This is a genomic window from Klebsiella sp. KP20-425-1 (assembly GCF_025813515.1).
Classification (GTDB): domain Bacteria; phylum Pseudomonadota; class Gammaproteobacteria; order Enterobacterales; family Enterobacteriaceae; genus Klebsiella; species Klebsiella pneumoniae.
This window is the reverse complement of record NZ_CP109614.1, coordinates 2,593,450-2,613,315: the sequence shown is the minus strand read 5'-3', so window position 1 is coordinate 2,613,315 and position 19,866 is coordinate 2,593,450. Positions and strand designations below refer to the sequence as shown.

Here is a 19,866-nt window from a genome sequence, read left to right as displayed (position 1 = left end):
CGTATACAATCCAGCGCGGGATGTCCTTGGCATTTTGTGGCGTGGATGGCGAGCACCATGCAAAAAAGCCCGACCAGCGGGCTTATATTCAGCATTTTTTCGGGTTAAAAATTCGCGCTGTGCACCATGGCGAAAATTACCCATTAGATTATCGGTATGCAGAAAGAAAATAACATGATGGCGACGCATCAATATATTTTATGCAGGTGTTAATTTTGCGTATTAATATTCTCCCGTCAGGCCGGGAATCCGAAGGATTTACAGCGCGTCAGTGAGTTTATCCACCACCACTTTACCCGCATTATCGAACTGCGTAATGCGGAAACTGTCGCTCCAGGAGCGGCGGGTGGTGAAGCGGTCGAACAGGGATACCCGGCCTTTGCGCTGGCCATCTTTACTTAAAATAACCCATTCGGTCACCGAAGAATAATGCTGGCTATTGTCATGCCGACTCTGTTGTTCAACAAGCTGGTCTTCTTTTTCCACTTTTAAATAATCACGCAACATATTTAACCTCCATAGAAAGTATTATTAACATTACTCCTTTTATTTATTCTTTCAATCAAACTTTTTAATCAATAAAAGTAACTATTAGTGGGCGACCTAAGTGCAAAAATCGCGGGGAATATCACTCCTTCGGACGGCCTGGTCCACTACGCTTAACGAGAGCGTCCGCCGCGCCTACTGCGGTGTCCGGGTCAGAAAGAGGCCAACAAAAGGCCATATCCTTGTATTCTTAATAGGCGTAATTCTGCTATATCTAATGCGTTTTGCCACGACCGAGCCACAGAGAGCGCTGTACCATGAGTAACGATCACCTGACGGATATTGCCTATCGCCACTTTATTGAAAGCGTTAAAGATTATGCCATCTATATGCTGAGCGCCGACGGCACGGTCATTAGCTGGAATGAGGGCGCCCGCCGGGCAAAAGGGTACCTGAGCGACGAGATCATCGGTCGCCACTTCGGTCTCTTCTATAGCGAAGCTGAGCAACTCTCCGGTGTACCCGCAAAAAACCTGGAAATCGCCCTGCGTAGCGGGCAGTTTGAAGGGGAAGGCTGGCGGTATCGCAAAGACGGGTCCCGATTCTGGGCGCATGTCATGATCGATACCATCCGCGATGAGCAGAACACCCTGCTGGGTTTTGCCAAAATTACCCGCGACATTAGTGAACAGAAGGCGATTAACGACCGCATCGCCTGGATGGCGCGCTACGATGCGTTAACCGGTTTACCCAATCGAGTGGAGTTTTTTGATCGGGTGGAGAAGCTGATCACTGGAAATGATGCCCGCCGCTTTGCCATTTTCACGATCGATTTAGACAAATTTAAAGAGATTAACGATCTGCAGGGCCATCTGATTGGTGACCAGCTGCTGCAGCGCGTGGCGGGCGCCGTGCTCAAAACGCTGCAGAAGGAGGAGATGGTCGCCCGCTTCGGCGGCGATGAGTTTGTGGCCGTTAAACCTTTTTCCGATGAGGGTGAAGTGGATGCCTTTGCTGCGCGCCTGTGGCACTGCTTCAGCGGTAAGCAGACGTTTGCCGCGACGGAAGTGGTTCTCTCCGCCAGCATTGGCATCTCAGTCTACCCGGAGGACGGCACGGATATTAATACGATACTGAGCAATTCCGATCTGGCTATGTATCGGGCAAAAAGCAGCCTCGACCATAAGATTTGCTGGTATGAACGTGAAATGGATGACAAGACGCGGCAGCGCAATATGATGGCCGCCGATATCCGGCGCGGTATTCACGCCGGGGAGTTTTCGCTCCACTATCAGGCTATCCGCAACATCAAAGATCGTAGCATCACCGGTTACGAGGCGCTGCTGCGCTGGCAGCATCCGCAGCTGGGGACGATCCCGCCGGACGTGTTTATTCCCATCGCCGAAGAGAGCGGCGCTATCGTGCCCTTAGGTTACTGGGTGCTCGAGCAGGTGTGTAACGAATCGCTGGAAAATGGTTTGAACAGAAAAGTTTCGGTCAATATCTCTCCGGTGCAGTTGCGCCATCGTAGCTTTATCGAAAAAGTCCGCGAGATCCTGATGCGTACCGCCTACCCGGTCAGTCTGCTGGAGTTTGAGGTCACCGAAACGGCGTTTGTGATCAATAAACAGCTGGCGTTCAGCGTTCTGCATCATCTGCAAAAAATGGGGATCAGTATTGCGCTGGATGACTTTGGCACCGGTTACTCCTCCCTGAGCATGCTGCGCGATTTTCATTTCGACGTCATCAAACTCGACCGCAGCTTTATGACAGATGTGGAGAGCAACCCTCAGGTACGCTCATTCGTGCGAGCCATTATTTCGCTGGGCAATTCGATCAATACGCCGCTTATCGCCGAGGGGGTGGAAACGGCTGGACAACTGCAGATCCTCGAAGAGGAGGGATGTGACGAGATGCAGGGATTTCTGTTCGGCGAGCCGGTCGATATCAAACACCTGCCCGACCGGCGCTGATGCGCCCACCCTCCGCTGGTGGGCGTAAGGGCGTTACTGATGCGCAAGCGCTGCCTGCCCGGAAAGATGCAGCAGCGCCGAACGCAGCGAGACCTCGAACATCTGACCGTGCGTCAGACCGGGGTAGCGCCAGAAGGCTACGGTCAACCCTTTACTGGCAAGCTGCTGTTGGGTTTGACGCAACACCTCAAGCGAGGCCTCGTGCCCGGACGGCTCTCCACGGGCTTTACCGTCACCCTCGAGTAGGTACAGCGATTTCCCGCGAAAGCGGACGGCATCAAGACTTTGGCTTGCCTGCAAAGGCGATTGCAGGGCCTGACCTAGCGACGGGCTGGCGGAATAGTAGATCCCGAACGGCGAAGCCTTCCTCCACGCGTCGAGCACAAACAATCCGCCGTAGGAGTGGCCCCAGATAGCGCGCTGGTGGGGATCTATTTTCAGGTTAGCTTCCGTCTGGGGAACCATCGTTTCGGTCAGCAGCTGGCGAAAAGCATCATTGCCGCCGGTTTTACGCGGCGGTAGCGCGGGTTTCCCGGCGCGAGGCTCATGCGTCTTTAGCGGTGGGGTGTAATCCCAGGCGCGGGCTGCGGTATCAAAGGGCAGCGCGGTCTGGTAGCCGATAGCGACGATCACCGGCGGGGAGCCGGCGAAGAGCTGCTGCAGAAACGCGTCGTCGAGTTTATCCATCACCGCGTTGCCATCCAACATATATAGTACCGGATAGCCGGCGGCGGGCGGGGCTTTGTCCGGCACTGCGGTCCATACCCGGTAGTGACGTTCGCCATCGGCAGAGTCATACTGGCGTTGCGTAAAGTGGTAAAACGCCGACCCTTTATCCGCAACGTTCGGCCCCAGCGGCTGAAGATCCGGCCGGGCAATACTGCCGCTGCTGTAGAAGAGTGCGCCAATCGCCAGCGTCAGCAGCCCGCTCGTACGACCTGTTGTGATGCTCCCTGAACTCAACTTCACCTCGTCTGTCCCCCTGTTTTGTTGCTTCTGGCGTTATTGTTGGGCTGACACGTTAGCACAGCTTTTATGATAATGGTTCTCATTTCTTTTTCTGGCGTTGCCACAAACTGTATTCTGGGGGAGCGGGTGGCGGGATAAACGGAGATGACGAAGAGAAGGCCCCCTGTAGGCGGTCATAAAAGAAAATTCAGGAACGATCGTGAAGGTGACTCAACAGTTTTTTGACCAGCGGAGTGAGCGCAATAAACAGCAGCGCAATAATTACGATCAGCAAGAGCGTCAGCCCTTTATGGTGGCTGATAAGCACCAACAGCATCGCCAGCGTCATGGTATGATCCTTTAATAAATGGCGTTAACCACCGCCAAGGTGAATAAAATTCAACAGAATGGTCATGACCACCCAGGCCAGCAGCAGATAGCGTCGTTTATCGCGTCGAGCTTCCAGCGCAGCAAAATAGTTAGCGCTGTACCAGGTCGATATGATAATAGCCAGCGTGATGATGACCTGCCAGATCGCCTCGCTGAAACCGGTGACGCTGCTTATGCCACGAAAGCAGAGGACAATCGCAATACCGTTAAACGCATTACACATCAGCCATCCCCACAGACTTGCGGGTCGGCTAAATAAATATCCCAATCGTAAAACCAATGTCGTATTCACCCTGCTAAAATAATCGCGCTGTAAAATGCATTTTAACGATCGAACAGGTATTGATATAAATCAAAACTAATGGAATACCGCAGGAATCACTGGCGTACGGTGCTAACAGCGCGAGCAATAAACCTGAGGGTCAGTAGCCCTGGAGAATATTTAACTCATTGTTTTAATGGTTTTTTAGTTATGAGATGCCTGCGCTAATGCGCGTACTTCAAGCAAGTAGCAATACGTTGGTTTCTCTGGTTATTATTACCATTGAGGTTATAACGGGGAGAATCAGATTATTCGCCATGTTTGCTGGGCGAGGGGTGAAAATCCGACCGGGGCCAGAGCTCCGGTCGGTGTCATACTTAATGGGGCAAGGCGTTATGCTGCAGAATTTTCAGGAAATCATGTTTGTCGGAGATTAATGACAGTGCGTTAGCGATCAGCTCATCGCTAAATATCGAGGCAATTTCCTTGAGTACGTCAATATGCTCTTTCTCTTTCGCGATCACGCCGATGGCAATAAACATTACATTGCTCCGATCCCAGATTACGCCATCAGGAAACTGATAGATCTCAATCCCGGTTTTAAGGATGATATCCGTCGCGGATTTCGGCAAATGCGGCAGGGTGATGCCATTGCCTAAAAAGGTCGAGACCTGATGTTCACGCTCCAGCAGAAAGTGGACACATTCCTGATTGACATAGCCTTTGGCTTTAAACTCCGCGCCGATCATGGCGATGACTTCCGCTTTATTACTGGCTTTGCAGCCAATATGCAGATTATCCAGCGTGATGTTATCGATCATAACCAACCTCCCTGGTGAGACGAGTGGATTTTTTATCTTCATGGTTTGCTGACAGCTCTGCTTCTAACTGCTCAAGCGATTTATTGGAGGTCTCGGGCAGGGCAAAGACCACGAAAAGAATGGCTAAATAGTTAATGGCGGCGAAGATAAAGAAGACTGGCCCAAGGCCCAGTTTTGCCTGCAGCAGCGGGAACAGATAGCTGACCACCGCGTTCATGATCCACATGAAAAATACCGAGATCCCCATCGACAGTCCGCGGAATTTCAGCGGGAACAGTTCGGCTAATACCACCCAGGTAATAAAGCCCATGGAGCCCTGCATCACGCCGACGAACAGCGCGCCCAGCAGCCAGATGGCGGTAGCTTTCAGGTCACCCACCAGGGTGTAATCGACAGCGGCGATAATCAGATGCAGGGTTGCCATAATGGCGAAACCGTAGATGATGATTGTCTTACGTTTGAAGCGGTCGACAAGGAACAGTACCCCGATCAGCATACCGCCCACGGAGAAAACACCGTTCAGCACGTTGCAGATCAGCGAGGTTCGTTCGGAAAAACCGGCGGCACTCAGGATTTCCGTACCGTAATACATAATGACGTTAACGCCGGTGGTTTGCTGCAGTGCGGCCCAGGTAATGCCGACCAGCAAAATTTTGAGGATCCAGGGTGTTTTGACAATCGTCGCAAAGGTGCTCTGGGCGCTGTACTTATTACCAGCTTCAATTTTGATCAGGGTAGAGATGTCATCGTACTCCTTCTGCGCGCGTTCCGCCGGGCGGATTTGTTTGAGGATATGCAGCGCTTCATCATGACGATTTTTGCTGATCAGCCAGCGCGGGCTTTCCGGCGCGCGCCACATGCCAACGAACAGGCAGATGGCCGGAATCGCTTGTACCAGCAGCATATAGCGCCAGACGTCCGGCAGATGGCCCCAGATGATGCCAATGATCGCGTTGATGGCAAACGCCGCCAGCTGGCCAATGACGATGGCGACTTCATTCAGGCCGGTCAGCTTGCCGCGCATCTCGGTAGGCGCCACTTCTGAAATAAAAGTGGGGGCGGTGACCGAAGCGCCGCCGACGGCATAGCCCAGCAGGGCGCGGGCAATCAGCAGGGTAGTGATATCGGGGGCCGCGGCGGAAAGCAACGCGCCGATGAGAAAAACAAAGGAGAGAAAGAGTAAATATTTACGCCGGCCGAAGTAATCGGCAAATTTGCCGCCAAACACGCTTCCCAGCGCGGCGCCGACCAGCAGAACGCTCATTACCAGCCCTTCGGTGGTTGGGGTCAGCGCCATGTACTGCTTCAGTGAGGAAAAGGCGCCGTTGATAACGCCGGTGTCGTAACCGAAAAGCAGGCCGCCGAAGGTGGCCACTAAGGTGATCTGATGAAGTCGTTTTCTCTGTTGCTGGTTCAGGTTTGTTATAAATGACATGGTAGTCCCTTTATTTTGTTGAACGACACAAGATAAAAATACATCTCCCCAGTCAGGATTTATCACGCCTGTGTTGTCGTATCTAACTGAATTAAATGATTTTCTTCTTTGTGTAATTGCTCAGCACAAGGCAGGGTACGCTAAGCAATGGCGGTCAAAGAGGTTTACGGCTTGGTGTTGACATGGATGTAGTCGATATCCGTTCTCCTTTGCGGGTTAGCGGTCTTTAGTGCGTCAGTCGCGACGACATTTGCCGATGAACAGCGCTCTGGTGTGGCACGTTGCTGTCGCTCCGGCGATTTACCGTGGTAAGAATATGGCACAAAGAAATGGAATGAACATGCAACAAGATCACATTATGAAAATTTAATTTCAAATCAGTGTTGCAGAATGGTAAATGCATGAAGCCAATCACAAAGGCTAAAGGGAGTATATCCCCATGAAAAGCAGGTTAAATTTACAGTGAGGTAATAACGATGTTGTTTTCAGTGGGTTAATGTAAATCGGAGAATACTACGCAGATCACATTTTTACGCCATAATATTGAAGAATAGAATTTATATTTCATTGTCACGATCGGGGCAAAATGAAGATAGAGGCCTTTTACCTCCGGTCTGAAGGGGAAATGAGCGGTTCGCTTTGCCCACGGGGGCGGAGGTTAAGGATGAATGCATCACCGGGGGAAACACCGGGTAAAAATGCAGAGAAGGGGGATTCTCTGCATCTTACCCATCACGAAAAAGATCAGTGCAGTGCGGGCCAGTAGCCTTCGTTGGCGACGATCAGTTCATCGAGGATGGCTTTCGCCACCGAAGCGCTGGGCACCGTTTTCGACAGGGCGATGGCCTGCCACAGTTTCTGGTAACTGCCCTCAATCCAGGCGTCAACCACCAGTTTCTCAACTGCCACCTGCTGCTCCATCAACCCTTTCTGGAATGCCGGGATTTTCCCCATCGCCAGCGGTTCCGGACCGTTGACGCCCACCAGGCAGGGGACTTCCACCATCGCCGTCTCATCGAAGTTGGCGATGGCTCCGTTGTTCTCGACGATCAACAGCATCCGCTCCTGGGTGTTAAAGGCGATGGCGCAGGCAAGGTCGACGATAAAGGTGGCATGGGCCCCGGCATGGAAATGCGCGCCTTCCGCCGTGCCGCGACGGGTGATCTCCCGGGCCATATCAAAGACCTCTTTTTCGCGTCCGGCCATCACCTCGTTGGCCCGCGTAAACTCCGGGTCGGAATGCGCCACTTCATAGTCCGGGTAGAGATAGTATTTCAGATAGGTGTTAGGCAGCGTCGTCGGATCGAGGGCAAACACATCCTTCACCTTTTTAAAGGTCTCGATCCAACTCGGCGCCTTATGCTGAAAGTCTTCTTTTGGGCTGCTGTATCCCTGCTCCGCCACGTGACGCTTCAGCGCCGGCATCAAATCGTTACCGGCTTTATCGGTGATGCTGGTCCACCAGCCGAAGTGGTTCAGGCCATAGTAACGAACGTTCAGCGCTTTGCGCGACGGCAGGCCGAGGATGTCGGCGAACAGACCCTCGATAGCCACCGGCATATCGCAGATGTTGATGATGCGCGCGTCGGGCCGCAGGCGACGGGTCGCTTCCGCGACAATAGCCGCCGGGTTGGAGTAGTTGAGCATCCAGGCACCTGGAGCGTACTGCTGCATATAATCGACCAGCTCCAGCACCCCGGCAATCGAGCGCATACCGTAGGCAATCCCACCCGGGCCACAGGTCTCCTGGCCCGGGACGCCATATTTCAGCGGGATCTTTTCATCCTTTTCCCGCATCTCATACAGGCCAACGCGAATATGCGCCATCACGAAATCGACGTCGGTAAAGGCCGCCTGCGGATCGGTGGTATAGCTGAACTTAACCTGTGGAAAGCGTTCAGCCACCAGGATGGCGCAGGCGTCGCCGATAGTCTTCTGACGCTGGTGATGGTTGTCATACAGACGGATCTCCCGCAGGGGAAAGCGCGACATATTTTCCAGTAACATCATCACAATCCCAGGGGTATAAGTACTGCCGCCGCCGGCAATGGTGACCACAAAATTATCTTTCATTTACCACCTCGTTATTCAATAACACCCAGACTGGCGTTGACCGCCGTTCGAATTTTGTTAACTCCCAGGCCATAGATAACCTGGACATGGTTTCCTTTAATCAGCACGCTGCTCCCGCCGCTCTCTTTCAACAGCGTCTGCTGGATAAGGGCGGGGTCCCGCACATCAACCCGTAGACGGGTAAAACAGTTGCCCACCGCACAGACATTCTCTTTTCCTCCCAGCCCGGCAATCACCAGCGCGCCTTTATCCGGATGCTCGCTATTAGCCTGTTGCGAATGCTCATCTTCGGCTGCGGTTTCGCGGCCCGGGGTGAGCAGCCGCAGACGGGTAATACAGAAGGTGCCGACCAGGTACATGGTCGCGGTTTCCAGCAGACCGAGGGCGACAAACACCGGCCAGCGCGTCGCGCTGACTCCCGCCGGGAGGTTATAGACGACGAAATCGATGAGACCGTTAGTGGCGCAGACCCTGACGTGAAGCAGCCAGGCCAGCATCTGGAAAAAACCGTCCAGCAGGGAGTAGATAAGCCACAGCAACGGGGCGGTGAAGATAAAGAGAAACTCAAAAGGTTCGGTGATCCCCACCAGGACGGAGGTAACAATCAAGGGGATCAGCGTGACTTTCAACCGCTGCTTATTCTCCGCTTTCGCCGTACGGTAGAAGGCGAGCGCCATGCCGGCGGTGCCAAAAATCTTCACCATCCCATAGGTGAGGAAACGGGCGGAATCACTGAGCGCGTCAACGGGGTGGCGGGCGATTTCGGCCAGGAAAATAGGCTTAGCGCCAATGACGGTCTGACCATCGATCAGCAGCTGACCGCCGATAGAGGTAAAAACGAACGGCGACCAGATCAGATGATGCAGCCCGGTGGGGATCAGGAACCGGTTGAGAAAGCCGTACAGGAAGACCCCGATGGCGCCAAAGGATTTCATAAAGCCGGTCAGCGCCGAGATGCCCAGCTCCACTACCGGCCAGAGATAGACGGTGGCGATGGCGAACATGCCAACCAGCGGCAGCATCACGATCAGCACCAGCTTACTGTTGCCGTAGATCGACAGCGCGCCGCGAAACTCAATCCCAACCACGCGATTATGGACAAAGGCGACAGCGCAGCCAAGGATAATCCCAAGGAATACGCCCATATCGATAACCTGAAAACCGAAGATAAAAGTTTGTCCGCTGCCGTACAGTTGCGCGTTGGTGGTTCCGGTCGCCAGGCGATGGGTGAGGGTTAGCCAGCTATTATTCGCCGCCAGGTACATCAGCCAGGTCATGGCCGCCACGAAGGCCGCTTCGGCCTTGCGGGTTTTCGCCAGACCGCTGGCCAGCCCAAGGCAGAACAGAAACCCAAGATGGTTCATCAGCGCCCAGAGCATACTGGAGACAAATTTCCCCATCAGGTAGAGCCCGCTGCTTTCATCCACCCACAGCCGGTTGGTCGTCATGCTGAACAGGGCGATCAACAGGCCGATAGCTGGCAGATACAGCACCGGCCCGATCATCGCCTTGGAAAAGTCCTGAAGCTTTTTCACTCCAATCATGGTTGTCCTCTCGTCTTTGCAGACCGCTGTCATCACCTGATGAATAGGCTTATCAGACTAGGAGCAGACCACCGGGATCCCGAGCAGGAAAAGGGCCATCTGTGACGAAAGTCATATATATTATTGCTGGACAGATATATAAATATGGCGTGATTTATAGATGTGTCATTGTTGATTTTTTCGCTGCAAGATAAAAATAATCATCTAATTACATGAAGTTATTCATGGTTACCGTTGACTGGCGCCACTCCATCGAGACATCTAAAAGTGATTTATAAAAAGATTGCCACTGAACTGAGGACCCGCATCAACAGCGACGACTATGCCGTCGGCGATATGCTGCCCAGCGAAAAAGCGCTCGCCGCGGAGCTGAAGGTCTCGGTGATGACGCTGCGCAAAGCGCTGGCGCTACTGGAGGAAGAAAAGCTGATCGCGCGGCGGCACGGCAGCGGAACCTGTATTGTGCGTAAAAGTAACTATCATGGCGGGGAACTGGAGGGCTTTAACTACCAGATGCAGGTGGTGGGCGTCACCAACTACCGTAACAAAGTTATTGAATTTACGCTGCTTGATGCCCCGCCAGCCATTGCCCAGCAGTTAAAGATCCAGCCGGGGGAGAAAGTGTATTACGTCAGACGGCTGCGGCTGATCGATGAGGTCCCAATCCTGGTGGAAAACAGCTATATCCCCTTCGCCACCTTCCCCTGGCTCAGCGTGGGTAACCTCGAGCAGTCTAAGTTCAACTATTTCAAAAAAGAGTGCCATATCACCATCATCGAGAGCCACCGCAGCTATACCCCGGTGCTGGCGACCCGTGAGCAGGCGGAGCTGCTGCAGGTGGCGCCAAACAGCCTCCTGCTGCGGGTGCAGTCGATCAGCTACGCCCAGAACCGGGCGATCGTCGATTTCTCAGAGATCTACCAGAACACCAGTAAGTACAATGTGAAGCACATTACCCGCCGCTAGAGGATTCAGACCAGCCATCCCCGGGCGATCAGCTCTATCCCCAGCGCCAGCAGGAACAACAGAAAGCCCTGACGAAAGCGCTGCGGGCTGAGACGCGAGCGGATCCGCTGTCCCAGCCACATGCCGAGCAGCGCCGGCAACAGCGCCAGCGCAGACAATAGCCATGCATCATCATGCCAGCCATCGTGCAGGGCGAGGCCGGCCGCCAACGCCAGAGTGGAAAGGGTGAACGACAACCCCAGGGCCTGCACCAGCTCGTCGCGACGAAAGCCCAGCGCCTGTAGCCAGGGAACGGCCGGAATAACAAATACCCCGGTCGCCCCGGTGATAACGCCGGTCAGCCCGCCCATGAGCGGCGACAGCCACTTCTCCACGCGGCCGGAAACCTGAAACACCGGACTGCAGAGCGCATACCCGGCATAGACTATCAATGCGGCGCCAAGCGCCAGCGCCGACCACCGAGGATTGAGGCCGATCAGCAGTGAGGACCCGGCCAACGTGCCAATAATAATCCCGGTCATCATAAGCCAGAGACGGCGTACAATCTGCGCCAGCGCCGGGCCTGCCAGTAACTGCCAGAGATTGGTGAGCAGCGAGGGAAGCACCAGCAGCGCCGCTGCGGCCTGCGGCGGCATCAGCAGGCCAAGCAGGCCCATCGCCACGGTGGGCAATCCCATGCCGGTCACCCCTTTGACCAGCCCGGCGGCAATAAAGATCAACAGGAAAGAGATCGTGTGTAAATCGAACATTATGGCTCACTTTTCAGGGTAGAAAGGGGCATTGAAACAGCTGGTCGTGAGGGCCACAATGCGGTATGTTGGCCATAGACTACGGAAAAACCGAAGGGAAAGGAGGGCCTGATGCGACTGGATCTGGCCGATCTGCGGCTATTTATCGCCATCGTGGATACCGGCAGTATCACCGGCGGAGCGGCGAATGCCCATCTGGCCCTGGCGTCCGCCAGTGAGAGGCTGCGCAAGATGGAGGCCGAGATCGGCGTGCCGCTGTTGCACCGTCATGCCCGCGGAGTGACGATGACAGAGGCCGGGGAGGTACTGGCGCGCCATGCCCGCCCGCTTCTTGCGCAGCAGCAGCGTCTGCGCCAGGCGATGCACGCCTTCGCCTGCGGTCAGCGGGGGACGCTGCGCCTGTTCGCCAACACCTCGGCGATGTCGGCTTTTCTGCCGGGGAAGCTCGCCGCCTGGATGGCAGCGCACCCGGCGGTGCAGATCGAAACCGAAGAACGCACCAGCGCGGATATCGTCAGCTGTATCCTGGCGGGCGTGGCGCAGGCCGGAGTGGTGTCCGATGCGGTCGACCCCGGGCCGCTGCGCCTCGATCCCGTCGCTGACGACCCGCTGGTGCTGATCGTGCCGCCAGCTCGCCCTCTGGCCGAAAAAGAGGAAGTGGCGTTTGCGGCGGTGCTCAACGAGCCGTTGGTCGCCCTCTATCAGACCAGTGCGCTACAGCAGCATATCGAACAGCACGCAGCTGAACTCGGCCAGGCGCTAAACGTTCGGGTCAGGATGAGCCATTTTGCAGGGCTTTGCGAGATGGTGGCGCACGGCGCCGGCGGGGCGATCCTGCCGCGCGTTATTGCCGAGCGTTACCGGCAGCGCTATTCGTTTGCCGTCATCGGGTTACAGGACCGCTGGGCGCAGCGCCGTTTGTGCCTGTGCTACCAGGATGACGCCAGCCTGTCGCCAGCGATGCGCCGCTTACTGGAATGGCTTCGTCAGCCTTGAGAACATCAGTGACAGTGTCACTTTTCATGCCCGTTATTGCTACTGACATCCGTGCCAGAGATGCGATAGTAGAGGTCCGCTTTTATTAAGACGCGAATCAGGACAGACAAGATGAGTACATTACCAAAGGTCGCGGTGCTGGGACTCGGCGCCATGGGACACGCTTTTGCCAGTAACCTGCTGAAAAACGGCTTTACCGTTGCCGGCTGGAACCGTTCGCCAGCCCGCGGCGAAGATTTACAGGCGCATGGGTTATCTCTGCACGCCACGCCGCAGCAGGCGGTGGCCGATGCCGAGGTGATCATCAGTATGCTCGCCGACGGCGAGGCCACCCTCGAGGTACTGGCGCAAATCGCGCCCGCCTGTCAGCCGCAGGCGATCTATTGCCAGATGGGCACCATTGGCCTGCCGGAGACCCGGCAGGCCATCGCGTTGTTGCGGGAACTTCAGCCAGCGATGACCTATATCGATGCCCCGGTGTCGGGGACCAAAGCCCCAGCGGAGAAGGCACAGATCCTGGTGCTCGCCAGCGGCGATAGGGAAAAGGGCGCCGCTGCCGAACCGGTGTTTGCGGCTATCTCCCGCGGGACGCTGTGGTTTGGCGAGGCGGGCAACAGCCAGAAAATGAAGCTGGTCCTCAATGCCTGGCTGATTTCGATGATGCAGGGCATCGCGGAAAGCGCCCAGCTGGCGAAGACGCTGGGCTTCACCCCCGACCAGCTGTGGAGCGCCCTGGAAGGCGGCCCGCTGGCGGCGCCCTATGTCAAAGTGAAACTGGACGCCATCGCCAGCGAGCAGTTTACCCCGCAGATGCAGCTGGCGCATGCCCTGAAAGATGCCCGGCTGGCGCTTTCCCTGGCCGAGCCGCACACCATGCCGGGGCTGGAAAACATCGCCGAACTGTGGCAGCAGGCGGCGGACGCGGGATATGCCGGAGAGGATTTGTCTGCGGTATATCAGTGGCTGTCGCCGTCGTCAAAAGCGTAGTTTCCTACCCACGCCAGGAAAGAAGTGGCCATGGTGGCCACTTATCCTGGCGGATGGGGCATCAATTCGAATCTACCGTACGTTAGCTTAAGCTATCAATCCATTCGCTCTGGCGCGGATTCAGCCGGCGATAACAGTGTACCGACACCGCCAGCTGCGTCAGGTCGGTGAAGACCATCGGATCGAGCTGTATATGCTTTTTAATTTGCTGCAGCCGATAGGTGAGCGTATTACGATGAATCCCCAACAGCAGCGACGTTTTGCCCGGTTCGGCATTATTGGCAATAAAGCTGCTCAGGGTATCCAGCAGTACTTCGCCGGAATCATGCTCAAGCAGCTGGCGTACGTTATTGATAAAAAAATTGACCATATAGCTGTCTTCCAGCACCCTGAACAGGCAGAGCATTGCCATTTCGCGAAAGTAGTAGATCTGCCGCTGCGGCTGCACTTTGCTACCCACTTCGATCACCGAGCGGGCGAACCGAATGGCCTCGCGAATGTCCGGGGCGCTGTCCGCCTGCACGCCAATCCCGATATGGTAATGGCTTATCTGATTACTCAGTACAAACTCAATGCCCCGCAGCAGGGTTTCCTGGGCTTCGCTTAGCGCGTTGAGGATCAATATTTCATGGCTGCCCAGCAAAATAACGTCACTTACGCCGGAGAGCTGCGAGAATTCCCGCAACAGCGTACTCAGTATGTCGCTTAACTGATGCTGTTCGACCTGCACGGTCACTACGATCGGAACCCGCGGTGTATCAAAATCGAAACCAAGTTCCAGCAGGCGATGAAGCGCTTCTTGCCCGGCGGGCGTAGCCCCTTGTTCCAGATACTGACAAAACAAGGTGTCACGCAGACGTTGCCGCCAGTTGGTTTCCCGCATCTCTATGGCCTGGCGGACCAGCAGTTCGGCGGTGAGCACCGCCAGTTCAGCATAGCGGCTTATCGCCGCGGGATCGCCGCTGATGCCTACCACCATCACCACGCGATCGTCATAGATAATGGGATGATTAATACCAGGATGCACGTTGTGAAAACGCGCGGCTTCCGCGGCGTTGTTAATACAAATGCGTTTCCCGGTGCGTATTACCTCCCGGGCGACTTCATGCTGTTCGCCGATACGATGCCGTTCACCTGAGGCAATGATCTGTCCATGATGGTCAATGACATTCACGTTATGATGAATTATCGCCATTGCCCGGGCGACAATTTCATTAGCCAGCGCTGTTGTAATAATCATACAGTTATCCGCTTATGTGCCTCTCCGCGCCACCCGCTCAGAAAGGTTCGTAGAACATTCTCCGCGGCGTCGGCGAGGAGCGGTTCGCATGTGTTCATCGACTCTGCCAGCGCCATAGGGCGCTGGCAAATAGACCACATTGCGTCAATATGGTGTTGATATAATTGCCGGCTGCTCTCATCACGCCCGCCGCAAAGGGCCACAACCGGCACGCCATGGCGTGCGGCTTTGCCTGCCACGCCCACCGGAGCCTTACCAAAGGCGCTCTGCCGATCGAGCCAGCCTTCACCCACGATCGTCAGCGCGGCATCGCGAAGATGGCCGTCGGCGTTAAGCAGCTCCAGCACCAGGTCAATGCCCGGACGCAGCGTGGCGCCGGTATAGGCGATAAGCGCAGCCCCCATACCGCCCGCGGCCCCGGCGCCGGGCCGTCCGCTGACGTCGAATCCGAGGGTTTGCGTAAGCAGCTGGCTATAATGCGCCATTCCCGCCTCCAGCTCGCTGAGCGCCGCCTCGTCCGCGCCTTTCTGCGCCCCATACACCCAGGTGGCGCCATGCTCGCCAAGCAGAGGGTTAGTGACATCGCAGGAGGCCTGTATTTCGCTTTGCTGTAGACGCGGGTCCAGACCGCTCAAATCGATGCGCTGAATATGCGCCAGGTCCTGACCTGCCGCGGGAGCCGGCAGCAGGGTGCCGTCCTTACGCCAGAAGCGCGCGCCGAGCGCCTGGGCAAAACCGATGCCGCCATCGTTGGTCGCGCTGCCGCCCAGGCCGATAATCAAATGCCGACACCCGGCGTCCAGCGCCGCCTTTACCTGTTCGCCCAGCCCGTAGCTGCTGGCCTGACGCACATCCCGCTGCGCTGGCGGCGTGAGTTCGAGCCCACAGCTTTGCGCCATCTCGATAATGGCCCGCTCGCCGGGCAGGATCAGGAAATCCGCCTGCAGGGAGAGGCCATAAGGCGAGGTACAGCGCTGCTGTTGCCACACCGCCCCCTCAAGCAACGGACTATCCGCCAGAGTCGACAGCAGTCCCTCTCCGCCGTCGGACACGGGCATTTCGACCAGCACCAGCGTCTGGTCAACCCGGCGCAATCCCTGGGCTACCGCTGCGCAAGCGGCCTGCGCGCTACAGCTACCTTTAAACGAATCCAGCGCGATAACAATCTTCATACGTTCTCCTGCGTTAATGCGCTTTGCGCGGCGTTTTATCGGTGGTCATGAGCTGTAATAACATCCCCAGCAGCGCACATCCCGCCATGGTAAAGAAGGCGTAGATATAACCCGCTGGATTTTCCCAGCCGCCGCCAAACTGAATGAGCCAGCCCATAAGCAATGGCGAAATGCCGCCGCCGATAAACATCGCCGTGGTGATAATTCCGTTAGCGGTAGAGGTGGCGCGTTCTTCGGCGGAGTCCGACGCCATGGCGTAGTAGATAGGCCACACGGCATTGGCCACCAGGCCAAAAAATAGCTGAATGGCGATAAGGCACGGCATATTGGTGGCGAAATAGAACAGCGCAATGCCGATACTCATCCACAGACCGCAGACGATCAGGGTTCGTTTACGGCCAAAGCTATCCGACAGCCAGGGCCAGATTACCTGACCCAGGGTACCGGTAAGCGTGAAGATAATACTCAGCCCGGCGGACGCCGCCAGCGACAGGCCGGAGACGTGATAAAGATACGGGGGCAGTACAACGTTAATGCCCATATAGACGATTTGCGTCAGCAGGGTATTGCCCGCCGTCAGCGAAATATTGCGGTTGCGCAGGGTGCGTAAAAAGGTCTTCATCCCTTCGCCTTTGGCGACATGGCTGCTTTCCTGCGTCGCCGGGCGCGTCAACCCCTGGCTGTCGATATGCTGATAAAGCGTGTTGATGCGGTCGGCGGTAGAATATTTTGCCCAGAAGATCATTAGCGGGATGGCGACGAGCAGCGCCAGCAGGAAGCAGTAGCGCCAGCTGCCTTCGCCAAACGTGGCAAGCACCAGGCTTGCCACCACGCCGCTCAGCAGCGCGCCAATCGGATAGCCGGTATGATGCACCCCCAGCGCAAAACCACGCTTCTCTTTCGGCCACCACTCCGCGGTGTTGCTGACGCCGACGGGTTCGCCCCAGCCGGCCCCAAGGTTGACGCCCACGCGCAGCAGCACAAAGGCCGTCAGCCCGTGGCTGATCGCTTTAATCCCGGAAATAAAAGACAGCGCGGTATAGCCCAGCACCAGCGGTACCTGAAAGCGCGCTCGTTTCCAGCCAGACCCGTAGCGATCGCTCCAGATGGAGCCGGGAATATCCAGCACCGCAAGGGCTACCATGATCAGGGCGACGATATTGCCCCACTGTTCCGGCGAGAGCGAGAACTCCTTAGAGATGACCGGGCCAAGGCGCAGGATCATCTCGCGATCGTAGGCGTTAAGCACCCAGATTAGCCAGCAAACCAGTAGCGAAACCCAGGAGAAGCGATGTATCAGCCGCTTTTTGCCACGTTGTTCGCCGGCAGGTGTGTGATTGATTGTTGTCATAGTCGTGTTTACTCCGCGGCGTCGCGACAGCATGATGCGCGCCGCCTGGTGTCAGGGTCAGAGTCAGTTCGCCGGGTATTATTGTTATCGCGGCGAGCCGGTGGTTCGTTTAGCCGGCGAAGCGCCGTTCCGCTACGCCGGTCACGCCCAGGTCGTAAATGGCGAACAGGCTGCCGCGCAGCTGATTATCTGCCGGGAAGCGCGGCAGGGGCGGCTGCGCCATGGAGGTGACGTACAGCACATCAAGGTTTTCGCCGCCGAACATCACGCTGGTCACTTTTTTCACCGGCATCTCAATGATGCGATCGACCTTGCCCTCCGGGGTATAGCGCACCAGCTTGCCCGCGTAGACCAGCGCGTTCCACAGATAGCCTTCGCTGTCCACGGTGGCGCCGTCCGCCGCGCCGCCTTCGCTGCGATCGACATGGCAAAAGACCCGTTCGCCGGAAAGATCGCCGGTCGCGGTGTTGTAGTCCCAGGCGCAGATTTCGCCCGTCCAGGTATCGGCAAAATAGAAGGTCTCGCCGGAGGGGCTCCAGCAGGGGGCGTTAGAGACGATAATGTCTTTCTTCAGCACGTGCAGGGACAGATCGGGGTCCAGGCGATATAGCGCGCCGCTCGGTTCCTCTTCGCGCATATCCATTGACCCGAACAGAAAGCGTCCCTGACGATCGACTTTGCCGTCGTTGAGCCGGTTAAAGGGTCGGTCCGCTTCCGGATGGTGCAACAGCGTCAGCTCGCCGCTGGCGAAGTCGAGCAGATGAACGCCATTCTGCAGCGCCACCACCGCGCCTTCGCCGTTCTGGCGCAGGGCGAAAGAGCCAATTTTCTGTCGCACGTCCCAGCTCTTGATCGCGCCGCCCTGCGCGTTGCAGGCGAACAGGCGCCCGTCGAGGCTGTCCACCCACCAAAGACGCTGCTGTTCGACATCCCAGACCGGGCTTTCGCCGAGTCGGGTTTTTAAATCCAGTAACACTTCAATGCGCATAATGGCCTCCTGATTACACTTTTTCGCCGTGGGCCTGTTTCGCCGATACGGAGCCTGGGGATGAGGAACTTTTGAGAAACAGGGACACCAGCGCGCCGATAATCAATAGCGCGACAGCGAACCATAAGCCGGACGTTGCCGCACCGGTGCGGTCCTCAAACGCGCCGAGAATAAACGGCCCGAGAAAGCCCCCGCACAGCCCGAGGCAGTTGAGCAGGCCGAAGCTGCCCGCCAGCATATGCCCGCTCATGATGGACGGGAGCCAGTTAAAGATGATGGATTGCATAGCGAAGAACATGAAAGCGGCCAGCGAGAAGCCAAGCAGCGCCACACCGTGGCCGGCAATGGCGCCAATCGCCATGCCGGTCGCCATGACCAGATATCCGGCCATCAGCATGCTGCGGGAACGCTGTTCCGTGCGGGCGAATCGCGGCAGCAGGATCCCACCCGCGGCGGCGGCAATCCACGGGATGGCGGTCAGCAGACCAATCTGCAGCGGAGTAAGCTGGCCCCAGCTACCGATGATCCCCGGCAGGAAATAACTCAGGCCGTAAACCGAAAACTGGTGGGTAAAGTAAATCAGCACCAGCAACAAAAACACTCGGGTGGACAGCGCGGTTTTCAGGGAGAAACGGCTCGGCGTATGGCGCGTTTCCTCGGCTTCTTTCGCCAGTACTGCGTTAATGGCTTGCACATCGTCGCTGTCCAGCCAGCGGGCGTCGGCTGGTTTATCCGGCAGTCTGCGCCAGACGACGAACGCCAGCGCTATCGCAGGCAGCCCTTCGATAAAGAACATCCACTGCCAGCCGTGCCAGCCGGACATGCCATCAAGGCTTAATAACAATCCGCCCAGCGGCGCGCCGATAATATTGGCCAGACAGACCCCCAGCAGGAACAGGCCGGTGGCTTTTGCGCGCTCTTCGCGGCCAAACCAGAGGGTGAGGTAGTAAATAATGCCCGGATAGAGTCCCGCTTCGGCGGCGCCGAGCAGAAGGCGCATCACGTAAAAGGATGTAGGCCCGGTGACAAACGCCATACCGCAGGAGAGGATGCCCCAGGTAATCATGATGCGAGCTATCCAGCGCCGTGCGCCAATCCGGGTGAGAAACAGGTTACTGGGGATCTCCAGCACTGCGTAGGTGAGAAAAAACAACCCGGCCCCGAGGCCGAATGCGGTTGCGGAAAGGCCGATATCCACCGACATGGTCGCTTTCGCCATGCCAATATTGGTACGATCAATAAAGCTGATGATGTACGCCACGATAAGCAGCGGCATCAAATGGCGGTAGATTTTTTTATGGGTGCGTTGCAGCTGCGTCCCGTTTACCGCCTTTTCATTTATTGCGGACATGGTTATTATTTCCCCGTATTCGTGGTCAGAAGCCTTGCCGGGATCGAGACGATCCCGTTCGTCAGCTCACAGGTTGTCGCCGGGTGCTGACCCGAACGACGCCCGGCCCGAAGCCCCACTTCGGGCCGTCTTTT

Annotated in this window: 18 protein-coding genes; 4 read left to right on the top strand and 14 right to left on the bottom strand. The window is 56.4% G+C overall.

Annotated elements, in window-relative coordinates:
* Positions 1-258 precede the first annotated feature (258 nt).
* Positions 259-507, bottom strand: coding sequence for a hypothetical protein (locus OHJ17_RS12865; protein WP_002904810.1), 249 nt, complete (start codon positions 505-507; stop codon positions 259-261).
* 296 nt (positions 508-803) lie between these two features.
* Here OHJ17_RS12865 and OHJ17_RS12860 point away from each other — a divergent pair, with 296 nt between their 5' ends.
* A complete protein-coding gene (locus OHJ17_RS12860) occupies positions 804-2,459 on the top strand; it encodes a putative bifunctional diguanylate cyclase/phosphodiesterase (RefSeq protein ID WP_032433103.1) in 1,656 nt (551 codons plus the stop codon).
* A 33-nt stretch (positions 2,460-2,492) separates the two neighbouring features.
* On the opposite strand, the gene iroE is transcribed toward OHJ17_RS12860, so the two are convergent.
* The 7 genes from iroE to OHJ17_RS12825 form a co-directional block, all read right to left on the bottom strand.
* Positions 2,493-3,428 (bottom strand): siderophore esterase IroE, encoded by a 936-nt coding sequence (gene iroE, locus OHJ17_RS12855; protein WP_002904812.1) that lies wholly within the window; start codon positions 3,426-3,428, stop codon positions 2,493-2,495.
* A 187-nt stretch (positions 3,429-3,615) separates the two neighbouring features.
* Positions 3,616-3,756 carry a hypothetical protein gene (locus OHJ17_RS12850; RefSeq protein WP_002904814.1) on the bottom strand — a complete coding sequence of 47 codons (141 nt, stop codon included), beginning with the start codon at positions 3,754-3,756 and terminating at the stop codon, positions 3,616-3,618.
* Positions 3,757-3,780: 24 nt separating this feature from the next.
* A complete protein-coding gene (locus tag OHJ17_RS12845) occupies positions 3,781-4,020 on the bottom strand; it encodes a hypothetical protein (protein ID WP_002904816.1) in 240 nt (79 codons plus the stop codon).
* Positions 4,021-4,436: 416 nt separating this feature from the next.
* Positions 4,437-4,880, bottom strand: coding sequence for a PTS sugar transporter subunit IIA (locus OHJ17_RS12840; RefSeq protein WP_002904819.1), 444 nt, complete (start codon positions 4,878-4,880; stop codon positions 4,437-4,439).
* The gene (locus tag OHJ17_RS12835; RefSeq protein ID WP_004143440.1) at positions 4,870-6,315 is read right to left on the bottom strand and encodes a sugar porter family MFS transporter; all 1,446 of its coding nucleotides are present in this window, start codon (positions 6,313-6,315) and stop codon (positions 4,870-4,872) included. The genes OHJ17_RS12840 and OHJ17_RS12835 overlap by 11 nt, the downstream gene beginning before the upstream one ends.
* Before the next feature lie 744 nt (positions 6,316-7,059).
* Positions 7,060-8,388, bottom strand: coding sequence for a 6-phospho-alpha-glucosidase (locus tag OHJ17_RS12830; protein WP_023282578.1), 1,329 nt, complete (start codon positions 8,386-8,388; stop codon positions 7,060-7,062).
* Positions 8,389-8,399: 11 nt separating this feature from the next.
* Complete coding sequence (locus OHJ17_RS12825) at positions 8,400-9,932, bottom strand: PTS transporter subunit EIIC (RefSeq protein WP_004224762.1); 1,533 nt, start codon at positions 9,930-9,932, stop codon at positions 8,400-8,402.
* A gap of 267 nt (positions 9,933-10,199) precedes the next feature.
* Here OHJ17_RS12825 and OHJ17_RS12820 point away from each other — a divergent pair, with 267 nt between their 5' ends.
* A complete protein-coding gene (locus OHJ17_RS12820) occupies positions 10,200-10,898 on the top strand; it encodes a GntR family transcriptional regulator (protein ID WP_002904825.1) in 699 nt (232 codons plus the stop codon).
* Positions 10,899-10,903: 5 nt separating this feature from the next.
* Here the strand turns inward: OHJ17_RS12820 and OHJ17_RS12815 are convergent, their stop codons facing one another.
* Entirely contained in the window at positions 10,904-11,647 is a 744-nt protein-coding gene (locus tag OHJ17_RS12815) for a sulfite exporter TauE/SafE family protein (RefSeq protein ID WP_002904827.1), read from the bottom strand.
* Positions 11,648-11,758: 111 nt separating this feature from the next.
* On the opposite strand from OHJ17_RS12815, the gene OHJ17_RS12810 reads away from it, so the two are divergent.
* The gene (locus OHJ17_RS12810) at positions 11,759-12,643 is read left to right on the top strand and encodes a LysR family transcriptional regulator (RefSeq protein ID WP_002904829.1); all 885 of its coding nucleotides are present in this window, start codon (positions 11,759-11,761) and stop codon (positions 12,641-12,643) included.
* A 111-nt stretch (positions 12,644-12,754) separates the two neighbouring features.
* Positions 12,755-13,630: an NAD(P)-dependent oxidoreductase gene (locus tag OHJ17_RS12805; protein ID WP_032433106.1), complete on the top strand. Its 876-nt coding sequence runs from the start codon at positions 12,755-12,757 to the stop codon at positions 13,628-13,630.
* Positions 13,631-13,712: 82 nt separating this feature from the next.
* Here the strand turns inward: OHJ17_RS12805 and OHJ17_RS12800 are convergent, their stop codons facing one another.
* The 5 genes from OHJ17_RS12800 to OHJ17_RS12780 all read right to left on the bottom strand — a co-directional run bounded on the left by OHJ17_RS12800 (position 13,713) and on the right by OHJ17_RS12780 (position 19,732).
* Positions 13,713-14,870 carry a CdaR family transcriptional regulator gene (locus tag OHJ17_RS12800; protein ID WP_002904834.1) on the bottom strand — a complete coding sequence of 386 codons (1,158 nt, stop codon included), beginning with the start codon at positions 14,868-14,870 and terminating at the stop codon, positions 13,713-13,715.
* Entirely contained in the window at positions 14,867-16,042 is a 1,176-nt protein-coding gene (locus OHJ17_RS12795; protein WP_004176182.1) for a glycerate kinase, read from the bottom strand. Before OHJ17_RS12795 ends, OHJ17_RS12800 begins: the two co-directional genes overlap by 4 nt.
* A 13-nt stretch (positions 16,043-16,055) precedes the next feature.
* On the bottom strand, positions 16,056-17,426 hold the full coding sequence (locus OHJ17_RS12790; protein WP_072196917.1) for an MFS transporter: 1,371 nt from the start codon (positions 17,424-17,426) through the stop codon (positions 16,056-16,058).
* A 76-nt stretch (positions 17,427-17,502) separates the two neighbouring features.
* Entirely contained in the window at positions 17,503-18,381 is an 879-nt protein-coding gene (locus OHJ17_RS12785) for an SMP-30/gluconolactonase/LRE family protein (RefSeq protein ID WP_032412230.1), read from the bottom strand.
* A 13-nt stretch (positions 18,382-18,394) separates the two neighbouring features.
* Complete coding sequence (locus OHJ17_RS12780; RefSeq protein WP_004143425.1) at positions 18,395-19,732, bottom strand: MFS transporter; 1,338 nt, start codon at positions 19,730-19,732, stop codon at positions 18,395-18,397.
* Positions 19,733-19,866 lie beyond the last annotated feature (134 nt).

Coding starts and splice junctions, on each gene's coding strand:
- OHJ17_RS12865 (WP_002904810.1), bottom strand. CDS start 507: ATGTTGCGTGATTATTTAAAAGTGGAAAAAGAAGACCAGCTTGTTGAA.
- OHJ17_RS12860 (WP_032433103.1), top strand. CDS start 804: ATGAGTAACGATCACCTGACGGATATTGCCTATCGCCACTTTATTGAA.
- OHJ17_RS12850 (WP_002904814.1), bottom strand. CDS start 3,756: ATGACGCTGGCGATGCTGTTGGTGCTTATCAGCCACCATAAAGGGCTG.
- OHJ17_RS12845 (WP_002904816.1), bottom strand. CDS start 4,020: ATGTGTAATGCGTTTAACGGTATTGCGATTGTCCTCTGCTTTCGTGGC.
- OHJ17_RS12840 (WP_002904819.1), bottom strand. CDS start 4,880: ATGATCGATAACATCACGCTGGATAATCTGCATATTGGCTGCAAAGCC.
- OHJ17_RS12835 (WP_004143440.1), bottom strand. CDS start 6,315: ATGTCATTTATAACAAACCTGAACCAGCAACAGAGAAAACGACTTCAT.
- OHJ17_RS12830 (WP_023282578.1), bottom strand. CDS start 8,388: ATGAAAGATAATTTTGTGGTCACCATTGCCGGCGGCGGCAGTACTTAT.
- OHJ17_RS12825 (WP_004224762.1), bottom strand. CDS start 9,932: ATGATTGGAGTGAAAAAGCTTCAGGACTTTTCCAAGGCGATGATCGGG.
- OHJ17_RS12815 (WP_002904827.1), bottom strand. CDS start 11,647: ATGTTCGATTTACACACGATCTCTTTCCTGTTGATCTTTATTGCCGCC.
- OHJ17_RS12810 (WP_002904829.1), top strand. CDS start 11,759: ATGCGACTGGATCTGGCCGATCTGCGGCTATTTATCGCCATCGTGGAT.
- OHJ17_RS12805 (WP_032433106.1), top strand. CDS start 12,755: ATGAGTACATTACCAAAGGTCGCGGTGCTGGGACTCGGCGCCATGGGA.
- OHJ17_RS12800 (WP_002904834.1), bottom strand. CDS start 14,870: ATGATTATTACAACAGCGCTGGCTAATGAAATTGTCGCCCGGGCAATG.
- OHJ17_RS12795 (WP_004176182.1), bottom strand. CDS start 16,042: ATGAAGATTGTTATCGCGCTGGATTCGTTTAAAGGTAGCTGTAGCGCG.
- OHJ17_RS12790 (WP_072196917.1), bottom strand. CDS start 17,426: ATGCTGTCGCGACGCCGCGGAGTAAACACGACTATGACAACAATCAAT.
- OHJ17_RS12785 (WP_032412230.1), bottom strand. CDS start 18,381: ATGCGCATTGAAGTGTTACTGGATTTAAAAACCCGACTCGGCGAAAGC.
- OHJ17_RS12780 (WP_004143425.1), bottom strand. CDS start 19,732: ATGTCCGCAATAAATGAAAAGGCGGTAAACGGGACGCAGCTGCAACGC.